Raw genomic sequence first — 15,593 nt, 5'->3', positions numbered from 1 at the left:
GACGCTGACGCAGCTCCTGACCGTCTCGGCTGAGCTGGAGGCCATGGCGGCGCGGTCGGCCTTTCGCTTTGGCGCTACCGGCGCCTATGAGGCGCTGGTCAATCAACGGATCACACTGCTGCGCGAGGCGCGGTTTGGTGGTTTTCAGATGTTTTCGGAGTTCATGCTGCGTCGCTACGAGCCTGCGATGCGCACGGTGAAATCTACAGAGAAACGCATCGCCACCCTGGCAGATCGGGCGCGACGGGGTGGTGAGCTGCTCAGAACCCGCGTCGATGTGGAGCGTAGCGGGCAAAATCAGGCGCTATTGGCCAGTATGGACCGCCGCGCCGATCAGGCGTTGCGGCTGCAACATACCGTGGAAGGCCTGTCGGTGGTGGCGATCAGCTACTATGCGGTCTCGCTGGCCTCTTATCTGCTTTACCCCCTCGCGCAGGCTCTGGGCCAAAGCAAGGGGATGATGACAGCCATGATCACTCTGCCGGTTGTTGGGCTGGTCTGGCTTGCGGTGCAGCGGGTGAAGAAGAAGCTGCAATAACCGCTTCTCCCAGCAGGGAATGGGCGAGGAAACCGCCCAAAGCAATTGAAGCCAGCGCCAGCGGTGCCGCGACGCCGAGGGTTGAAATTCCAGCGAGGCCTGCGCCAAGGGTACAGCCGCCGGCCAGCACGCTGCCAAAGCCCATCAGGCTGGCACCAAGCAAGTAGCGCCCGGTTTGACGTGGGGTTTCAAAGCTCTGCCAGTGGAACTCACGGCGCAGCAGCGCAGACACTACTGCTCCCGCCAAAACGCCGCCGATCAGGCCAGGACCAAATCCCGCAGGCAGAGCGCTGGAGGCGATCACATAGAACAGCCCTTCCGACATCGGCGCGGTGAAAGACAGGTTTTCCATGGCGATGGGGTCAAATTCGTCAAACAGCACATAGCCAGTGGTGACCCAGGCCAATGGCACCAGCGCGCCGATCAGCGCGCCGCCCAGCAGAGCAGGGCCAGAGTTTTGGGACCGCAGCGCCAGCCAGAGCGCTGGGAGGGCGATGACAGTGCTCCAGAACGCTGCCCCACCGGGGAGCGCTGCAAGTGTCGCATAGTCGCCCAGAGGCAGGGTATAGCCGCTCAGCAGGCCGCGCAGCGGCGCCAGTACGCCCTTGAGGGTGGCATGGGCCACAATCGCAAACACTAGGATGCAAAGGAGAGCCCTCAAATTGCCAGTGCCGCTCAGTACCGTGAGGCGGGAAATACAGCCACGAGTCAGCACCATGCCGATACCAAACATTACCCCGCCCGCCAGGATGGCCAGCACAGGCAGGTCTGCAGCCAGCAGACGGTGGCCCTCAAAACTGATCCAGCCCTGCAGCACGGCCGCTTGGGTGCCTAGAACAGAGACAGCCAGAGCCAAGGCCCAGATCCCGGCCGCCTGACGGCGGTCCTCACCAATCAGTGCACGGCGAAAGCAAAACCGAGTGAGCTGTGCCAGGATGCCAAAGCCCAAGCCCAAGGCGAGGGCGAAATACAGGGACACCGCGCGCGGGCCGATCTCTTCAAAGCCAAGTGTTTCGAACATCGCTCTCTCCCATGATTGGAGCGGATTGGAATGATTTCCCGAAATGAGACCGAATCTTTTGCCACACAAGGGGAATTCGATTGGTGCTCAGGCAACTTCGGGGAACGTTGTTTTGCGCCAGATGCGGTCCGCAGGACGCTGTTCTGTAAAGGTAAGAGGTAGCAAAAACAATGTGGCCGCCCCGAGGGAGCGGCCAAATGTTATGTTCTTATTTGAATATGTCTCAGCGATTGGGGCTGAGACAGAGCATTGCCTTAGCGGCCGCGAATCCGCGGATCCAGCGCATCGCGCAGCCCATCACCAAGGTAGTTGACGCTCAGCACGGTCAGCGAGATCGCCATGCCGGGCCAGAAGACACGCTCGGGGTGTTGCTGCAGGTAGTCGGTGGCATCAAACAGCAACCGGCCCCAGGTTGGGAAATCCGGCGGGAAGCCGAGGCCGAGGAAAGAGAGCGAGCTTTCGGTGATAATCGCCGTGGCAATACCCAGGGTGGCCGAGACCATGATGGGCGACAGCACGTTGGGCAGGATATGCCGGGTGATCAGACCCTTGTTCGAGGTGCCGATGGAGCGGGCCGCCAGAACAAACTCGCGCTCCTTGATTGCCAGAACATCGCCGCGCACGATCCGCGCTGTCGGCATCCAGGAGGTCACCCCGATGGCGCAGACAATCAGGATAAAGATCCCCTGCTCTGGTCCAAAGGCCGCATTCAGCGGCTCGCGGAACAGGAGCATCATTACCAGAAGCAGCGGCAACAAAGGCAGCGCCAGGAACAGATCGGTCAGGCGCATCAAAGGCCCGTCGAGCCGTTTGAAGAACCCTGCGACAACGCCAATGAAGGAGCCGAGGAACAGCGCCAGCGCCATAGCAGTGAGGCCAACCGAGACAGAGGTCGAACCACCGGCCATCATCCGCGCCATCATATCGCGGCCCAGCTGGTCAGTGCCAAAGGGATGCGCCCAGCTGGGACCCTGATTACGCGAGCGGATGTCGATATGGGTTGCTTCGATGTCCCAAAGCAGAGGCCCCAGATAGACCGATGCCACGATAAGCAGGAACAGGATCCCCCCCATCAGAGCGCCGCGGTGCGATTTGAATTGGTCCCAGACATCAAGCCACTGGCTGCGTGGCGGTTTGCTGGGGACGGGATTGCTAAGCTCAGTCATAGCGGATCCTCGGGTCTAGGATGCCGTAGAGAACATCGGCGATCAGATTGAACAGCACGATGAGGATGGCAAAGATAAAGGTCAGCGTCTGCACCATGGGCAGGTCATTGGCCTGGATGGCACCAATCAACAACTGGCCGATGCCATTCACCTTGAACACCTGTTCGGTGATGATGGCGCCGCCAAAGATTGAGGGGATGCCCAGGGCAATCACCGTGACAACCGGGATCATCGAGTTGCGCAACACATGCACCATGACCACAACATATTCGCTGAGGCCCTTGGCGCGGGCGGTCCGCACATAGTCCTGATTGAGGTTATCCAGCATCGAGGCACGCATGAAGCGGCTGAGCTGCGCGGTGATCTGCAGCGCCAGAACCATAACCGGCATGATCATCTGCTTCAGCTGATAGACAAAGCTGTCCCAGCTATCGACCACATGGGTGGTGTCATAGATCGAAGGGAACCAGCCGAGCTGCACCGAGAAGATCACGATCACCAAAACCCCTGAGAAGAAGGGCGGTACAGAAAAGCCGACCATCGACACAAAAGTCCCGAGCTGATCAAACCAGCTATACTGACGGTAGGCCGAGTAGATGCCGATCGGCAGGGCGATAAAGATGGCAACCACATAGGCTGTGCCAACAACCCAAAGGGTCTGAGGCATCCGCTGAATGACGATATCCATCACTGGCGAACGGGTCTGCCAGGAGATGACACGCAGATCACCCTGCGAAAAGGTGGTGCCAAAATAATGGTCGATCAGAACCTGGGGTTCAATCCAGAAGAACTGAACCAGCCATTTCCAGAATCGGATTGGGGCGGGTTGGCCAAGGCCCAGGGCCTCGCGCATTTTTTCTTTGACTTCAGGGGGGACTGTCAGGGGGACCTGTGCCATCGGATCGCCAGGGGCGAGTTCGAGCAGCAGGAAAATCACGAGGCTGATGAACAGCAGTGTCGGAACCGACAGGACCAGCCGCCTGATTGTAAAGGTCAGCATGGAGCGTGCGCCTTTTGCAATGTGTTATTGTTGACCTGGCTTTGCGTGTCAGCCCGATTGGCTGCTGCTGTACCAGTGTGTGCGGCGATAGAACGGAACGCGCCGCAAATGGCAAGAGGCCCCGGTGATTTCACCGGGGCCTCGTTTAGGCTAGCGCCGCTTACTTGATGCGGTGCCAGTCAGCAATGTTCCACAGTTCGCTGTCCCAAACGTTCAGCACAACGCCACCCAGGGAGTTGGCATGAGCGGAGAGACGGCCACGGTGAACCAGTGGGATCATGCCACCGTTTTCAACGATCAGGTCATTGAGACGCTTGGAGATTTCGGCACGGGCTTCAGCACCGGCTGTGGTTGTCAGCTCAGCGTGCAGCTTGTCGAACTCTTCGTTACAGAAGCGCGAGATGTTCTCACCCTGCCACTGGGACGCAGGCGAAGGTGCTTTGTCGCACAGACCATTGGCCAGGTAGGACTGAGGGTCGGTGCCGTTGAAGGTATTGGCATACATTTCAACGTCAGCATAGAACTTCTGGAAAGTGTCTGGCGAACCGGGATCACCACCAAAGAACACGGAACCGCTGAGGTTACGCAGTTCGGATTCGATACCAATTTCGCTCCACCACTGTTTGATCAGAGCCTGGAAATCCTGACGCACGGCATTGGTCGAGGTCTGGTACAGGATCTTCATCGGAACACCAGCGGGGGTTTCGCGTACGCCGTCACCATTGGTGTCTTTGTAGCCCGCTTCGTCCAGCATCGCGTTCGCTGCGGCGATGTCCTGCTTGTCACAAGTGAAGGTGTCAGAATTCACAGCGGCAGGCGCTGGGATCCAGTTACAGGTGACTTTACCCGCTTTGCCATAGCCGATTTCGACCAGCAGAGGACGGTCAATCGCCAGCGACATTGCTTTGTAAACAGCAGGATCGCCCAAGAATGGGTGCGGACGGATCACCGAACGCTCATCAGGGCCAAGCGCCGGATCAGGGTTGGTGTTGTTCAGCATGATGCGCTCAACCAGCGGGCCAAAGCCAGCTACAGGCGTACCTTTGCCAGCCGATTCCATCTGAGCGATGACTTCGGGAGCAAGCTGCAGGTTCCAGGCGTAGTCAAACTCGCCGGTTTCCATAACCGCACGACCCGCAGCGGTTGCGTCGCCGCCACCTTTGAACAGGACCTTGGCAAAGGCAGGCTTGGCCGGGTCACGGTAGTTGTCGTTCGCCATCATGGTGATAACGTCGTTGGGCTTGAACTCTTCGACGACAAAAGGACCGGTGCCGATGGGGCCAAAGGTGGCCTCGGTGCACTCAGGTGCCTTGGCGCCCATGCAGTCTGCAAACTGAGCCGCCTGGATGATGGGGCTTTCGCCGCCAACAAAGGGGCCATACGGGAAGGGAGTCGGCTGGCCGAAGGTGACTTTGACAGTCAGATCGTCCAGGGCTTCAACCGAGGTGACACCTTCGAATTTGGTGACCTGGGCACAGCCGCCTTCGGGATCCATGCAGTAGTCAGCAGTGAATTTCACATCAGCAGAGGTGAAAGGGCTGCCATCGGACCATTTGATGCCGGGGGCGATTTTCCAAGTGATGGAGGTCAGGTCTTCGCTGACGCCGCCATTTTCAACTGTTGGAATTTCAGCCGCCAGGAAAGGCACCATTTCGCCAACTTGGTTGTAACGGGCCAGAGGCTCGATCACCAACGAGGCAGCTTCTACATCTTTAGTGCCGCCGGACAGGAAGGGGTTCATAATCGATGGCGCTTGCCAATAGATGATATTGACCTGGCCGTCAGAGCCACGCTCGGCAAATGCTGCCGGAGCGAAGGCTGCCGAGGCGATGGCACCCATCAAGAGGGTTTTGAGTTTCATTACACTCTCCTTGTCGAACACATTACGTGTCTTTTTGCGCTGGACATCGAGGTCCAGCTTTTTGCCGCAAAACTGCGGATACGATGTCGTTCTGCCTAAGTTGGCCTGGGACAAATTGAAAGATCGAAATTTTTCAAGATCTTTCGTCGGTATACGACCAACCCCCAAATGCAGATACTGGCCGTATCGAAAACCAGTTTCCAAAAAAATGCAAATCCGAATTTTGGATTTGCCTATGCAATATTTGCATGAGTATTGTTGAGGCGAATTGTGTTATCCGCTGCAAAAGCGGGGCTTGCATGCTGTGCGAGGCCAAAAAGAAGAAGAACCAAGGGGACCCACCATGCTGGACAATGCAATCGCGTCCATCAAAAATCTGCGCGTAGAATTTCAAACAAAAGACGGCCCGGTGGTTGGCGTCAAGGATGTCTCTTTTGATGTGAATCCTGGCGAAACCGTCTGTGTGGTGGGGGAGTCGGGATCGGGAAAATCCGTCTCTTCGCTGTCGCTGATGCGGCTGGTGGAATTTGGCGGCGGTGAAATCACCAGCGGTGCGCTGGTGTTTGACAGCCGCGAGAGTGGCAATCTGGATCTGGCCAAGGCGCCGGGTGAGCAGATGAAAGACATTCGCGGCAATGAAATCGGCATGATTTTTCAGGAGCCGATGACGGCCTTGAACCCGGTGTTCACTGTCGGGCGCCAGCTCACCGAAGGGCTGCGGGTCCATAAGAATATGAACCAGGCCGCGGCGGATGCCCGGGCCTTGGAACTGCTGCGCGAGGTGCGTATTCCTGAGCCTGAGCGCCGCATGAAGCAATACCCGCATGAGCTTTCTGGCGGTATGCGCCAGCGGGTGGTGATCGCTATGGCCATGGCTTGCGAGCCCCGCCTGCTGATCGCAGATGAGCCGACAACGGCGCTGGATGTGACCATCCAGGCAGAGATTCTGGCGCTGATGGATCGGCTCAAGCGCGAAACCGGTACTGCAGTGATGTTCATCACCCATGACATGGCCGTGGTGGCGCAGATGGCTGATCGCGTTGTGGTCATGTTCCGCGGCAACAAGGTCGAAGAGGGCACCGTCCAGGAGATCTTTGATAACCCGCAGCATGACTACACCAAGGCGCTGCTGGCAGCAGTGCCAAAGCTGGGCGAGATGCGGGGCAAGGACTATCCTGAACCGATGAAATTGATGGGCGTGGACGGTCAGAAGATTGAGCCGATCAAAGGCACTGATGAGGTGCTGCTGAATGTGGAAAACCTGACCACGCGGTTCCCTGTTAAAGGTGGCATTCTGCGCCGCACCGTGGCCAATGTGCACGCGGTCGAGGATGTCTCCTTCAAGGTTTTCAAGGGCCAAACCCTGTCGCTGGTCGGCGAATCGGGCTGCGGAAAATCCACCGCCGGCCGGTCGATCCTGCGTTTGGTCGAGCCGCAGTCCGGCAAGGTTGAATTTGATTGCTGCGATGTCATGGGGTTGAAACACAAGGATCTGCATCGGGTCCGTCAGGACATGCAAATGATCTTTCAGGATCCCTTTGCCTCGCTTAATCCGCAGATGCAGTTGCTGGATCAGGTGGCGGAACCGCTGCGCAACTATGGGTTGGCCTCTGGCTCGGAACTGCAGGACCGCGTGGCCAATCTGTTTGACCGGGTGCAGCTGCCGCGCAGCTTCATGCGCCGCTACCCGCATGAGATGTCTGGTGGCCAGCGTCAGAGAATCGCTATTGCCCGCGCCCTGGCGTTGAACCCTAAATTGATCGTCGCAGACGAGGCGGTCTCGGCACTGGATGTTTCTGTACAAGCTCAAGTTTTGAACTTGATGATGGAATTACAGGCAGACCTTGGACTGTCTTTCCTGTTCATCAGCCATGATATGGCCGTGGTGGAACGAGTCAGTCACCAGGTCGGCGTGATGTATCTGGGCCGAATCGTTGAATTGGGCCCTCGTGCCCGCGTCTTTGAAAACCCACAACACGCCTATACCCAGGCGCTGATGAAGGCGGTTCCCATCGCCGATCCGCATCGTCGCAAGAGCGAAAAGGATCTGAACTTCAAACCAATCCCATCGCCGATCCACGGGCTCGACTACCAGCCCGAGCCTTCGCAGTATCTTGAGGTGGAACCGGGGCATTTTGTTCTGACAACTGACAGCGGGTATTGATCCCATGGCAGAAGTTTTGACGCCGCTCCAGATCATGGAGCATCTCGTGGCTTTCCCAACGGTGAGCCGCGACAGCAATCTGCCGCTTGTGGACTGGGTGCAGGGCTACCTGGAGGGGCAGGGCATCACCTCGCATCGCTGGGTTGACCCTGACCAGCCTCATAAAGCAGCGGTTTTTGCCCATGTCGGTCCCGAGGTCGAAGGCGCGGTTGTGCTTTCGGGCCATACGGATGTTGTGCCGATTGATGGCCAGCCCTGGGACACGGATCCCTTTACCGTGGTGGAACGGGACGGCAAGTATTTTGGCCGTGGCACCTGTGATATGAAGGGCTTTGATGCCCTGGCGATCTGGGCCTTGGTTGATGCGCACCATCGCGGGGTCAAACGACCCCTGCAATTGGCGCTCAGCTTTGATGAGGAAATCGGCTGCACCGGCGCACCGCCGATGATCGAAGCCATGCAGCCACTGCTGCCCAAAGGCACGGCAGTTATCGTTGGCGAACCCTCGATGATGGAAGCGGTAACCGGACATAAGGGTGGCACCGGGTTTCGGACCCATATGGTGGGGTTTGAGGTGCACAGCTCCCTGATGCATACTGGCGTCAGTGCTATCATGCAGGGTGCGCGGCTGATCGATTGGGCCAATGCCCGCAATGCGGAAAACATGGCCAAGGAACCGGGCGCTATGCAGTCGCTGTTCAATCCGCCCTTTACCACCTGTCATGTGGGGATGATCTCTGGCGGCACCGCCCACAACATCACCGCCAAAGACTGCGAATTTATGATGGATTTCCGGGTTGTCCCTGGCGAGCAGGCTTCGGATTGGGAAGCCGCCTACCGTCAACAGGCGCTTGACGTTGAGGCAGAGATGCAGGCCATTCACCCAGAGGCCCGCATCAAGATCAGCAAGGGCTTTGACGTTCCTGCTCTGGTCCCCGAAGATGCAGGCGAGGCCGAATCTCTGGTACGTAGCCTGACCGGTGACAATGGCACCCATGTGGTGAGTTACGGAACTGAGGCCGGGCAATTCCAGGCAGCAGGTTACTCTGCGGTGATCTGCGGGCCTGGCGACATCGCCCAGGCGCATCAGCCAAACGAGTTCATCACCGTGGCACAGTTCAATGCGGGCCATGAATTTATGAAAGACCTGGTGGCGCGTCTGGACGTATGATGTCAGGCTTGCGCCTGTTGTCCCGCCCAAAGTCCAAGTGAAAGGTGTCGATGTTGAAGAGTGAAAGCGATCTTCCCAAGGGGATCTATGAGGAGATCGACTTTGCGGTTCTGATGCAGATTGCGGGTCGGATGATCGCGCAACATGTGGAAGCCATCGGCAAAGAGGCCTCCCTTTCGGCAGGGCACCTCAGCGTGCTGGGCATGATCCATCGCAAGCCCGAATTGGTGCAGAACACCTATGGCGCTATCCTGGCCATCAATGACGCCACACTGGGGCGTTATGTCGACAAGCTGGAGGATCACGGGTTGGTTCTGCGCGAACGCTGCGACGAGGACAGGCGCACGGTTCGCCTGTCTCTGACGCCCCCTGGTCTGGCCTATATTGCAGACGTCAAATCCCGGCTCTCTGCGGTGCGTGCTGAAATTGTTGGCGATCTGGGCGATTCAGATATCTCCATTTTGCAAGAAAAACTGGTCACATTTCTGACTGCCCAGGGACCTGATCTGTCAATGGGCTAGGCCTGGGGCATGGACAAGGCATTTTAATTTTCGTACCAATCATCTCAAATGAGAGGAATTGCACCCGTGCCCATTAAGAATCGCTTTGCAGAGATGCAGCAAGAGATCACCGCCTGGCGGCGCCACCTGCACGAAAATCCCGAACTGATGTATGAAGTTCACAAAACGGCGGCTTTTGTTCAGGAAAAGCTAAAGGGCTTTGGCGTTACAGATGTGACGCCGGGGATTGGCAGAACTGGCGTTGTCGCTGTGATTGAGGGCAAAACCAATACCTCTGGTCGCGTCATAGGCCTGCGCGCCGATATGGATGCGCTGCCAATCCACGAGGCCTCCGGCGTGGACTATGCCTCCAAAACACCCGGCGTGATGCATGCCTGTGGTCACGATGGTCATACCGCTATCTTGTTGGGCGCGGCAAAATATCTGGCAGAGACCCGCAATTTTGACGGCAAGGTCGTGCTGATCTTCCAACCGGCCGAAGAAGGCGGCGCTGGTGCTCTGGCCATGTGTCAGGACGGGTTGATGGAGCGTTGGGGCATACAGGAGGTCTACGGGTTGCACAATATGCCCGGCGGTGCGGTTGGCGAATTTGCCATTCGTCCCGGTGCCCTGCTGGCCTCTTCGGATGAGTTTGAGATCCAGGTGACCGGCAAGGGTGGCCATGCGGCAGCGCCTCATGATTCCATCGACACTACGCTGGTGGCCTCGCAGATCGTTGTCTCACTCAATTCCATCGTGGCGCGCAACATCGATCCGGTCAAACGGGTGGTGCTCACGGTGGGGACGTTTCAAACCGACAGCACAGCCTCCAATGTGATTGCCCATACCGCAAAGCTTGAAGGCACCGTGCGCACCCTGGATACCGAGTATCGCGCCCAGGCCGAAGACTGGGTGCGCCGGGTGGCCACCAGCACGGCCGAAGCTTTTGGTGCAACGGCCGAGGTCATCTGGACACCAGGGTACCCTGTGACCATCAACACAGAAACCGAGACCGGCTATGCGATCGAGGCCGCCCGGGCCGTTGGCACTGCGGTGGACGAAGACACCCCGCCAATTATGCCCTCCGAGGATTTTGCCTATATGCTCGAAGAGCGTCCAGGCGCCTATATCTTCCTTGGCAATGGGGATACGCCCATGTGCCATCACCCGGCCTATGTCTTTGACGACGAAGCCATTCCATTGGGCTGTAGCTGGTTTGCCGAGCTCGTCGAGCGACGAATGCCAGCAGTTTAAAACGAGAGAAAAGGACGCGCGCGATGCCAGTAAAAAACCGAATTGCAGACCTGCATGACGAGGTGACCGCCTGGCGCCGCGACATTCATGAAAACCCCGAGATCCTCTATGAGACTCACCGCACCTCGGCGCTGGTCGCGGAAAAGCTGCAAAGCTTTGGCTGCGATGAGGTGGTGACCGGCATTGGCCGCACCGGTGTTGTGGCAGTGATCCGGGGGCGCAGTGATACGGCTGGGCGGGCCATCGGCTTGCGCGCCGATATGGATGCGCTGCCAATGCAGGAGCAAACTGGGTTGGAACATGCCTCCAAAACACCGGATGCCATGCATGCCTGCGGCCATGATGGTCATACTGCGATGTTGCTGGGGGCCGCCAAGTACCTGGCTGAGACCCGCAATTTTGATGGCACCGCCGTGGTGATCTTTCAACCCGCCGAAGAAGGGGGCAATGGTGCCGAGGCCATGTGCAAGGATGGCATGATGGAACGCTTTGGCATTGATGAGGTCTATGCCATCCACAATGCGCCGGGTCTGGAATTGGGCAAATTCGCCATCCGCCCCGGCCCGATCCTGGCCTCGGTGGATGAATTCACCCTGATTCTGCAAGGGCGTGGCGGCCATGCGGCCAAGCCACAGGAGACCGTCGATACCACCGTTATGATGTCCCATATCATCTGCGCCCTGCAAACCGTGATGTCGCGCAATGTGGACCCGGTGCTGCAGGGGGTGCTGTCGGTAACCTCGGCAGAAACCTCGTCCAAGGCTTTCAATGTGATCCCCGATCGCGCCGAAGTCCGCGGCACCGTGCGCACCCATTCGCCTGAAGTGCGGGCGCTGATCCCAGAGCGGCTGCAGGCCATCGTTGATGGCATCGCGCAGACCTTTGGCGGCACTGCGGATCTGTCCTTTCACCTTGGCGTGCCGGTGACTGTGAATGATGCTGCTGCGGCAGATTTTGCCCGTGTGGCGGCTGAAACCGTCTCTGGCGCAGGCGCTTGTGAAGAGGTGCCTCTGGCCATGGGCGGCGAAGATTTCTCTTTCATGCTGGAGGAACGCCCCGGAGCGATGATCCGTCTGGGCAATGGTCCTTCTGCTGGCTTGCATCACCCAGAGTATGATTTCAATGATGAGGCAATCCCCACCGGCATCAGCTGGTTTGCCGAAATGATCGAACAGCGGATGCCGGTGGCGTAACGCCGCCCATCGCTGCACCCCTTCCGTTCAACCCCAGGCCAGCCCGCTGGCCAAGGTACCCCATTCAAATCAACCCGGGCAGAGTTCCGGGAGATCAAAAACCAAGGAGAGTTTCCATGCCGGTCAAGAACCGCTTTGCCGAATTGCAAAAAGAGATCACCGAGTGGCGTCGTGATATTCACGAGAACCCTGAAATCCTGTTTGAAACCCACCGCACCTCGGCACTGGTGGCGGAAAAACTGAAGGCATTTGGCTGTGACGAAATCGTCACCGGCATTGGCCGCACTGGCGTTGTCGGCGTAATCAAAGGCAAGACTGATACAGCAGGTAAGGTCATCGGGTTACGCGCCGATATGGACGCGCTGCCGATCCACGAGGCCACTGGTCTGGACTATGCCTCCAAAACGCCTAATGCCATGCATGCCTGCGGCCACGACGGCCATACAGCCATGCTGCTGGGCGCTGCCAAATACCTGTCGGAAACCCGGAACTTTGACGGTACTGCCGTGCTGATTTTCCAACCCGCCGAAGAAGGCGGCGGCGGCGGCAAGGAAATGTGTGACGATGGCATGATGGATCGCTGGGGCGTTCAGGAAGTCTATGGCATGCACAACTGGCCGGGCGAAGAAACCGGCACATTTGCTATTCGCTCCGGTGCTTTCTTTGCCGCCACAGATCAGTTCGATATCACCTTTGAAGGTCGGGGCGGTCACGCCGCCAAGCCGCAGGAAACCGTGGATACCACTGTGATGTCGGCCCAGGCGGTTCTGGCACTACAGACCATTGCTTCGCGTAACTCTGACCCGGTTGAGCAGATCGTGGTCTCCGTCACCTCGTTCGAGACGTCCTCCAAAGCCTTCAACGTCATCCCTCAGCGGGTGCAGATCAAAGGCACCGTGCGGACCATGTCCAACGAGATCCGCGATCTGGCAGAAAAGCGCATCAAAGAGATCTGCGCCGGTGTTGCTGCCACCTTTGGCGGTACTGCCGATGTGACCTACCACCGAGGTTACCCGGTGATGGTCAACCACCCGGAGCAGACCGAGTTTGCCGCCAAAGTGGCCACAGATATCGCTGGTAGCTGCGATGAGGCGCCTCTGGTGATGGGCGGCGAGGATTTTGCCTTCATGCTGGAAGAGCGTCCGGGCGCCTATATTCTGGTCGGCAATGGGGACAGCGCCTCGGTGCACCACCCCGAATATAACTTCAACGACGAAGCCATCCCTGCTGGCTGTAGCTGGTGGGCCGGTATTGTTGAAAAGCGCATGCCTGCAGCCTGATCTGGCGGATAGTCATCTCTGAACTAGGAAAGGCCCGGCATCTGTCGGGCCTTTTGCTGTCTGGGAAGGGAGAACCCGGCTCAGCCCTTGGCCCAGAGCTCTTGATAGACGGCTTCGATGCCCTGCGCCTCGCGGGCAGCGCTAAAGCTTTCAACTGCCACCTCGCGGGCTTTCTTGCACATAGCCTGATGCTGTTGTGGGTCTTGCAACAAGGCGAGAGCGGCTGTCGCGGCCTCCTCTGGGGCCTCGAGCGGCACAACCCGGCCCGTAGTGCCCTTGGCGGCAAAGGAACGGTAATACCCGGCCTCAGAACCAACAAAGGGCACGGCGCTGGCCATGCCTTCCAGGGGGACCATTCCGTAGCCTTCATACCGCGGCAGTTGCATCACCAGGGACAACCCTCGCAGTATGGCGGGCAAATCTGCGGCCGGCACCTCGCCGGGAAACAGGATGCGGTCCGCCAGACCTGCAGCGGCAATGCGGTCTTTCAACCCCTTGAGGAAACCCTGATGTTCCCGCGCGGCCCGTCCCAGCACCAGCGCTTTGGCGCCGGGCAGCTGCGGCAGCAGGCGCAGCATCGCCTCGACAAACAGATCGGTGCCTTTTTCCGGGCGGATGCGGCCTATGCAGGCAATGCCCAGTGCTCCACCATAGCCAAGCGCCTGCCAGGCCTGCTGCCGGTTGCTTGCCGGGGAAAAAGTATCGGTATCGACCCCATGGGGCACCACCGCGCGCACATGGGGCACAAAACTGGCGGCTTCTTCAGTGGTGGCGACAATGGCGTCCATCCGCGAAATCAGCCAGCGCGGCAGGGCGGAATGGCGCCGTTGCGCTGCCGAGGTAAAGACAATGCGGATTGGCAGGCGCAGAACATCGCGCGACCAGAGGGCGGCGCGCATTTCCGTGTTGCGGCGCACGTGCCAGATGGCAAAGAGCTTGCCCTTTGGGGGCGTCGCCGACAGGCTGCGTGCGGTTTTCAGTGCAATCGGAGCGGGGCAGCCGGGCAGGGGGCGGCCCACCAGTTTTACGTTGTGCAGGGCAACTTGCTGACGCAACACATTGGCAGCGGTGGCGGAGACACCGGTGAAGTTCTTGTTGAAATTGGTGACGTAAAGCTCAGTCATCCGTCTCTTTCAGGCAAAGGTAATTGATCAGGTGGTCGACCATCGCATCCAGCTGGCCGGCCTGCTGCTCCACATAGGCGCGGGCCTCATCGCGGGCCTTTTGCAGCTGGTCAGGCTGGGTCAGCCACAAATCCACCGCCTGCGCCAGATCGGCGGCAGTGTGAACTTCACAGGCGCCCCCGGTTTTGATCATTGGCGGGAAGGTCTCACTGAAATTGCTATAGCCCGGTCCTGTCAGAACTGCGGCCCCGGATTGCGCTACCTCAAAGGGATTGTGACCGCCGATGGGCAAGAGCGAACCGCCCAGAAAGACAATCGGTGAGAGCGCATACCATGTGCCCAACTCCCCCAACGTATCGGCAAGGTATACCTGGCAGTCTGGCGTCGGAGCTTGACCCCGGCCGCGGCGGGCCTGGGTCAGATCGGTCTTGGTGATCAGATCCGCAATCTCACTGGCGCGTTCCGGGTGGCGTGGGGCCAGCAGCAGACAGAGGTCGGGATGATCCACCAGCAGGGATTTGTGCGCGGCAAGGATGATCTCTTCCTCGCCCTGATGGGTGGAGCTGGCAATCCAGAGGGGGCGGGTGCCTAGGGCGGCGCGCATCTCGGAAGTAAGGTTGGGATCCTGCGGCAGGGCGGCGGCGCCGGCCTTGAGGTTTCCACTGGGCAGGACCTTTGCCGGATCCGCGCCAAGCAACACCAGGTCCTTAGCCACGGATGTGTTCTGGGTCAGCAGGAGGTCAAACAGCCCCATGATGTAGCGCGCTGTCGGCAGTTTTTTGCGCCAGCTTGCAACCGACCGGGCGGACAGCCGGGCATTGACCAGCGCCAGCCGGGTACCGCGCGCCTTTGCGGCGGACAGGGTCACCGGCCACAACTCGCTTTCGACAAAAACCCCGGCATCGGGCCGCCAATGGTCGAGAAACCGGGCGACGGCACCGGAACTGTCCAACGGCGCAAACTGGTGCTGGGCACAGGTAGGCAGGCGTTTGTCGGCCATCGCTGCCGAAGTCGCCGTACCCGAGGTCAGCAGAAAACGGGCTGCGGGCAGGCGGGTGGACAACCGGTTCATCAGGGTGATGGCTGCAAGGCTTTCGCCAACAGAAGCGCCATGAAACCAGATCAACGGGCTCTCCGCGGCCATCTCGGGCCGGGGCAGGCTGGCATGGCCAAGCCGTTCACGCTGGCGGGTCTCCGGGATGCCATGGGCGGATAGTTTTGCGGCAACTTTGCGAAAGGCAATGGGCGCCAGCAGCGCGGTCAGGGCGCGATAGCTGTAAAACAGCAGCGTCGGCGTTGCTGTTTGTTCGGGTCTGGTCAT

The 15,593-nt window shown here is 59.0% G+C and carries 13 protein-coding genes; 7 read left to right on the top strand and 6 right to left on the bottom strand.

What is annotated here, in order from left to right; translation table 11 throughout:
- On the top strand, positions 1 to 538 hold a 538-nt coding region (locus tag ABJP42_RS19935), incomplete at its 5' end, for a DUF3422 family protein (protein ID WP_348343573.1).
- Here ABJP42_RS19935 and ABJP42_RS19930 read toward each other — a convergent pair.
- The 4 genes from ABJP42_RS19930 to ABJP42_RS19915 all read right to left on the bottom strand — a co-directional run bounded on the left by ABJP42_RS19930 (position 474) and on the right by ABJP42_RS19915 (position 5,586).
- A complete protein-coding gene (locus ABJP42_RS19930; RefSeq protein WP_348343571.1) occupies positions 474 to 1,559 on the bottom strand; it encodes a YeeE/YedE family protein in 1,086 nt (361 codons plus the stop codon). The genes ABJP42_RS19935 and ABJP42_RS19930 overlap by 65 nt on opposite strands.
- Positions 1,560 to 1,813: 254 nt before the next feature.
- A complete protein-coding gene (locus ABJP42_RS19925) occupies positions 1,814 to 2,725 on the bottom strand; it encodes an ABC transporter permease (RefSeq protein ID WP_348343569.1) in 912 nt (303 codons plus the stop codon).
- On the bottom strand, positions 2,718 to 3,725 hold the full coding sequence (locus ABJP42_RS19920; RefSeq protein ID WP_348343567.1) for an ABC transporter permease: 1,008 nt from the start codon (positions 3,723 to 3,725) through the stop codon (positions 2,718 to 2,720). The genes ABJP42_RS19925 and ABJP42_RS19920 overlap by 8 nt, the downstream gene beginning before the upstream one ends.
- Positions 3,726 to 3,885: 160 nt before the next feature.
- Complete coding sequence (locus ABJP42_RS19915; protein WP_348343565.1) at positions 3,886 to 5,586, bottom strand: peptide ABC transporter substrate-binding protein; 1,701 nt, start codon at positions 5,584 to 5,586, stop codon at positions 3,886 to 3,888.
- A gap of 343 nt (positions 5,587 to 5,929) precedes the next feature.
- Here ABJP42_RS19915 and ABJP42_RS19910 point away from each other — a divergent pair, with 343 nt between their 5' ends.
- The 6 genes from ABJP42_RS19910 (at position 5,930) to ABJP42_RS19885 (ending at position 13,148) form a co-directional block, all read left to right on the top strand.
- On the top strand, positions 5,930 to 7,750 hold the full coding sequence (locus ABJP42_RS19910; protein WP_348343563.1) for an ABC transporter ATP-binding protein: 1,821 nt from the start codon (positions 5,930 to 5,932) through the stop codon (positions 7,748 to 7,750).
- 4 nt (positions 7,751 to 7,754) lie between these two features.
- A complete protein-coding gene (gene argE, locus ABJP42_RS19905) occupies positions 7,755 to 8,921 on the top strand; it encodes an acetylornithine deacetylase (protein ID WP_348343561.1) in 1,167 nt (388 codons plus the stop codon).
- A gap of 50 nt (positions 8,922 to 8,971) precedes the next feature.
- Positions 8,972 to 9,442 carry a MarR family winged helix-turn-helix transcriptional regulator gene (locus ABJP42_RS19900; RefSeq protein WP_348343559.1) on the top strand — a complete coding sequence of 157 codons (471 nt, stop codon included), beginning with the start codon at positions 8,972 to 8,974 and terminating at the stop codon, positions 9,440 to 9,442.
- A gap of 66 nt (positions 9,443 to 9,508) precedes the next feature.
- On the top strand, positions 9,509 to 10,675 hold the full coding sequence (locus ABJP42_RS19895; protein WP_348343557.1) for a M20 aminoacylase family protein: 1,167 nt from the start codon (positions 9,509 to 9,511) through the stop codon (positions 10,673 to 10,675).
- Positions 10,676 to 10,698: 23 nt separating this feature from the next.
- Positions 10,699 to 11,868, top strand: coding sequence for a M20 aminoacylase family protein (locus ABJP42_RS19890; protein WP_348343555.1), 1,170 nt, complete (start codon positions 10,699 to 10,701; stop codon positions 11,866 to 11,868).
- Between the two features lie 116 nt (positions 11,869 to 11,984).
- Positions 11,985 to 13,148, top strand: a complete 1,164-nt coding sequence (locus ABJP42_RS19885; protein WP_348343553.1) for a M20 aminoacylase family protein — start codon at positions 11,985 to 11,987, stop codon at positions 13,146 to 13,148.
- An 80-nt stretch (positions 13,149 to 13,228) separates the two neighbouring features.
- Here the strand turns inward: ABJP42_RS19885 and ABJP42_RS19880 are convergent, their stop codons facing one another.
- Both ABJP42_RS19880 and ABJP42_RS19875 read right to left on the bottom strand, forming a co-directional pair.
- A complete protein-coding gene (locus tag ABJP42_RS19880) occupies positions 13,229 to 14,272 on the bottom strand; it encodes a glycosyltransferase family 4 protein (protein ID WP_348343551.1) in 1,044 nt (347 codons plus the stop codon).
- Positions 14,265 to 15,593: a 3-deoxy-D-manno-octulosonic acid transferase gene (locus tag ABJP42_RS19875; protein ID WP_348343549.1), complete on the bottom strand. Its 1,329-nt coding sequence runs from the start codon at positions 15,591 to 15,593 to the stop codon at positions 14,265 to 14,267. Before ABJP42_RS19875 ends, ABJP42_RS19880 begins: the two co-directional genes overlap by 8 nt.

The organism is Pseudophaeobacter sp., from assembly GCF_039971195.1.
GTDB lineage: Bacteria > Pseudomonadota > Alphaproteobacteria > Rhodobacterales > Rhodobacteraceae > Pseudophaeobacter.
Note: the sequence above shows the minus strand (reverse complement) of the source record. Positions and strands in the feature narration are given on the sequence as shown.

Bases quoted from the DNA above. Each gene is read 5' to 3' on its own strand.
- ABJP42_RS19900 (WP_348343559.1), top strand. From the start codon at position 8,972: ATGTTGAAGAGTGAAAGCGATCTTCCCAAGGGGATCTATGAGGAGATC.
- ABJP42_RS19875 (WP_348343549.1), bottom strand. From the start codon at position 15,593: ATGACCAGACCCGAACAAACAGCAACGCCGACGCTGCTGTTTTACAGC.
- ABJP42_RS19930 (WP_348343571.1), bottom strand. From the start codon at position 1,559: ATGTTCGAAACACTTGGCTTTGAAGAGATCGGCCCGCGCGCGGTGTCC.
- ABJP42_RS19910 (WP_348343563.1), top strand. From the start codon at position 5,930: ATGCTGGACAATGCAATCGCGTCCATCAAAAATCTGCGCGTAGAATTT.
- ABJP42_RS19890 (WP_348343555.1), top strand. From the start codon at position 10,699: ATGCCAGTAAAAAACCGAATTGCAGACCTGCATGACGAGGTGACCGCC.
- ABJP42_RS19885 (WP_348343553.1), top strand. From the start codon at position 11,985: ATGCCGGTCAAGAACCGCTTTGCCGAATTGCAAAAAGAGATCACCGAG.
- ABJP42_RS19915 (WP_348343565.1), bottom strand. From the start codon at position 5,586: ATGAAACTCAAAACCCTCTTGATGGGTGCCATCGCCTCGGCAGCCTTC.
- ABJP42_RS19880 (WP_348343551.1), bottom strand. From the start codon at position 14,272: ATGACTGAGCTTTACGTCACCAATTTCAACAAGAACTTCACCGGTGTC.
- argE (WP_348343561.1), top strand. From the start codon at position 7,755: ATGGCAGAAGTTTTGACGCCGCTCCAGATCATGGAGCATCTCGTGGCT.
- ABJP42_RS19925 (WP_348343569.1), bottom strand. From the start codon at position 2,725: ATGACTGAGCTTAGCAATCCCGTCCCCAGCAAACCGCCACGCAGCCAG.
- ABJP42_RS19920 (WP_348343567.1), bottom strand. From the start codon at position 3,725: ATGCTGACCTTTACAATCAGGCGGCTGGTCCTGTCGGTTCCGACACTG.